Source organism: uncultured Anaerovibrio sp. (assembly GCF_947302755.1).
Classification (GTDB): Bacteria; Bacillota; Negativicutes; order Selenomonadales; family Selenomonadaceae; genus Anaerovibrio.
The window spans coordinates 1-3,795 of sequence record NZ_CAMYWM010000185.1 but is presented as its reverse complement, the minus strand read 5'-3'; the positions used below and the strand labels follow the sequence as shown (position 1 = coordinate 3,795).

Here is a 3,795-nt window from a genome sequence, read left to right as displayed (position 1 = left end):
GGGCGCACTCTAATGGGTGAAAGTCCCTAACCAGCCCTAATAGCGGGAATGGTATGGCGAGCGGCATTAATGCTGAACCAAATACTTTCGGATAAAGAAATAGCCAGCCAAGGGTACATACCCATGACCAGCTATTATCTGCATATTTGTGAAAACTAGAGAACCGCCGTGTACCGAACGGTATGCACGGTGGTGTGAGAGGTCGGAGGATTTATTTAAATCCTCCTCCTACTCGATGTTATGTAGTGTTATTTAGTTATCAAAGTAATTAGTTTAATTATGTCATTTCTATATTTAATTTAGTCATATATTACAAAAATGACTAAATTAAAACTATTGACGGCTAAAATGAAATGGATTATGATTAATATAGATTAACTTTATCATAGTTGTGGTAGGTGATAATAGTTGATTGAAATGAGGTAGTCAAATGAAAGCTTATAGTTATAAAGAAAAATGGGAGAATTTGCTAATTCCTGAGATTGTAAAAAAACTTACAATTATCAATGAGTTTAAAGGGGAACAGCGACTATTTATTGAGGCTCATAAGGATGAATTAAAAGAGCTATTTGAGCTGGCCAAAATTCAAAGTGCAGAAGCCTCTAACAGAATAGAAGGGATTTTTACAGTTGATGACAGACTAAAAAATCTGGTACAACAAAAGACTACTCCGCGTAATAGGGATGAGTCAGAGATAGCTGGTTATCGGGATGTTCTTAATACTATCCACGAAAGTTATGATTATATACCGATTAATGTTAATTTTTTCCTGCAATTACACAGGGATTTATATAAGTATATCGGCAGTGTTGATGGTGGCGTTTTTAAGACCTCAGACAATATTATAAGGGAAATAGATGAAAATGGTAATGAGAAAATAAGATTTAATCCAGTGCCTGCCTGGGAAACACCGGAAGCATTGGAAGAATTGTGCAAGGCTTTTAAAGAGGCTATGGATGATGTCGATCCATTGATTTTAATGGGAATGTTTATCCTGGATTTTTTGTGTATTCATCCCTTTAATGACGGTAATGGACGAATGAGCAGATTGCTTACATTGCTATTGCTTTATAAGTCAGGATTTATCGTAGGGAAATACATTAGTATAGAAAAGATTATTGAAGAAACAAAAGAAACATATTATGAAGCTCTACAAGATAGCTCTATAGGTTGGCACGAAAATACCAATGATTATAAGCCTTTTGTAAATTATATGCTGGGAGTAATAGTTGCTGCTTATAGAGAATTTGAATCAAGAGTAAAGCTGGTAGCAAATGCTAAACTTTCTAAGCCAGAGAGAATTCGGGAAATAATAAAAGCGCATATAGGTACTATAACGAAAGCTGAGCTTTTAGAAACAAATCCAGATATTAGTGATACAACAGTACAGAGGACTTTGGCAGAGCTCTTGAAAAATAATGAGATAAAGAAAATCGGCGGAGGCCGCTACACAAAGTATGTGTGGAATGTGGAGGATTAATAATATGATTACTGGTGAATTAAAAAACAAGATAGATGGACTTTGGGATATATTTGCAGCTGGTGGACTGGTAAATCCCCTTGAGGTTATTGAACAAATTACATACTTGATGTTTATCAGGGATTTGGATGATGTGGACAACAAGCGGGAAAAAGAAAGTGCCATGTTGGGTCTGCCATACAAGAGTATCTTTGCTGATGATGTGAAAATAGGGGACCGCTCTATAAATGGAAAACAGCTTAAATGGTCCGTATTCCACGATTTTCCAGCGGGCAGAATGTACACTGTAATGCAGGAGTGGGTATTTCCTTTCATCAAAAATCTACATGGGGATAAAAACAGTGCCTACAGCAAATATATGGACGATGCTATTTTTAAATTGCCAACACCGCTTCTGCTATCCAAGGTGGTTGACTCATTGGATGAAATATATGAGCTGATGAATGCCAACCAATCTATTGATGTTCGTGGTGATGTTTATGAATATCTCTTGAACAAGATTGCCTCAGCTGGCAGAAATGGCCAGTTCAGGACCCCTAGACATATTATCCGTATGATGGTAGAGATGGTGGACCCTAAGGCTGATGATATAATATGTGATCCTGCCTGTGGTACTTCCGGATTCTTGGTATCTGCCGCAGAATATTTAAAAGAAACAAAGAAAGAAGAAATATTTTTCAACAAAGCTAAAAAAGACCATTACATGAATACCATGTTTAATGGCTTTGATATGGATAGAACCATGCTTCGCATCGGTGCTATGAACATGATGACCCATGGTATTGATAATCCGTTTATTGAGTACCGTGACAGCTTATCTGACCAAAATGAAGACAAGGAAAAGTATTCCCTTATTTTGGCTAATCCACCATTTAAGGGGAGTCTTGATGCGGATGCAGTATCTGCGGACTTACTGAAGGTATGTAAGACCAAGAAAACAGAGCTGCTGTTTTTGGCATTGTTCTTACGAATGTTAAAAGTAGGTGGCAGATGTGCCTGCATAGTTCCGGACGGTGTATTGTTTGGTTCCTCCAAAGCACATAAGGCTATTCGTCAGACTATCGTAGACGAAAATCGCTTGGAAGCAGTTATTTCCATGCCGTCTGGGGTATTTAAACCTTATGCCGGAGTGTCCACGGCTATCCTTGTTTTTACCAAGACAGGCCACGGCGGAACAGATAAGGTATGGTTCTACGATATGACAGCAGATGGTTTTAGTCTGGATGATAAGCGCACCCCAGTAAATGAAAATGATATTGCGGATATTATCAAGCGGTTTAAGAACTTAGACGGGGAAGCTGATAGAAAACGTACAGATAAATCATTTTTGGTACCGAAAAAGGATATAGAGAACAACGATTATGACTTGTCCATAAATAAATACAAGGAAATAGAGTATGTACCAGTGGATTATCCGCCTACCAGTGAAATTATGGCAAATATAAGAAGCCTTGAGGCTGAAATTGCCAAGGAGCTGAATGGGCTAGAAAAGTTGTTGAAATGAATAGGTGATATTTAAGGAGAAGAAATGGAAAATAAGAATATAATAAACAATGCTTTGGTAAATATAGAGGTACCAGATTGTGTAGATGCAACACTAAAGAATTTGGCAGACAAACCAAGTACAACGTTAGGACAGATTTTATCGGATTGTGTATTTTTAGTTTTCGGAGGGATAAGTCAAAAAGCTGCTTTGAAAAGAGTAGAATATAATCACGAATTAAATGTATTTACCAAAGAATTAGAGAATAAAATTAAACAGATACCTGATAATAAAAGATTAGAACCTAATGTTCATGTCGTGTGTACAGCTTTGGAGAATATGAAATATTGTGTTGAGGAACCAGAATTACGCCAGTTGTTTTCTTCACTAATAGCCAATTCGATAAATAAAGACAGGGTAAGTGAGGTTCATCCATCCTATGGTGAAATAATAAAACAGTTGACACCCTTTGATGCAATAGTCTTTGATTGGTTAAATCAACAGGAAATAATACCTGCAGTAAAAATGAAAATAGACTTTAAAGATAATATGAGGTTTATTTTTGGGCATTATTTATATTTGAAAACTAATTTTGGTAATAAAGATAAGCTGCTGATTACATTAGATACTTTATCGCGTCTTAAATTAATTGATTTAGATTTTGAAACGCAGTTTGCTGACAAAAATGTTTATGAATGCATTATAGGTAGCGATGATTTCAAAAACGATGTAAGAGAAACTAAAAAACATATTAAAGAAGTGCATAAAATATCAAATTGCTATGGTTCAGTTGAAATTACCAGCTTTGGTAAACATTTTTATAGAGCTTGTA

The 3,795-nt window shown here is 36.1% G+C and carries 3 protein-coding genes; all 3 read left to right on the top strand.

Features of this window, described 5'->3' with window-relative positions; translation table 11 throughout:
- Nucleotides 1-430 precede the first annotated feature (430 nt).
- A complete protein-coding gene (locus Q0Y54_RS12175) occupies nucleotides 431-1,480 on the top strand; it encodes a Fic family protein (protein ID WP_297968419.1) in 1,050 nt (349 codons plus the stop codon).
- A 4-nt stretch (nucleotides 1,481-1,484) separates the two neighbouring features.
- Nucleotides 1,485-2,984, top strand: a complete 1,500-nt coding sequence (locus Q0Y54_RS12170; protein WP_297968417.1) for a class I SAM-dependent DNA methyltransferase — start codon at nucleotides 1,485-1,487, stop codon at nucleotides 2,982-2,984.
- A 24-nt stretch (nucleotides 2,985-3,008) separates the two neighbouring features.
- A partial coding sequence (locus Q0Y54_RS12165) for a DUF4393 domain-containing protein (protein WP_297968415.1) occupies nucleotides 3,009-3,795 on the top strand: 787 nt, incomplete at its 3' end.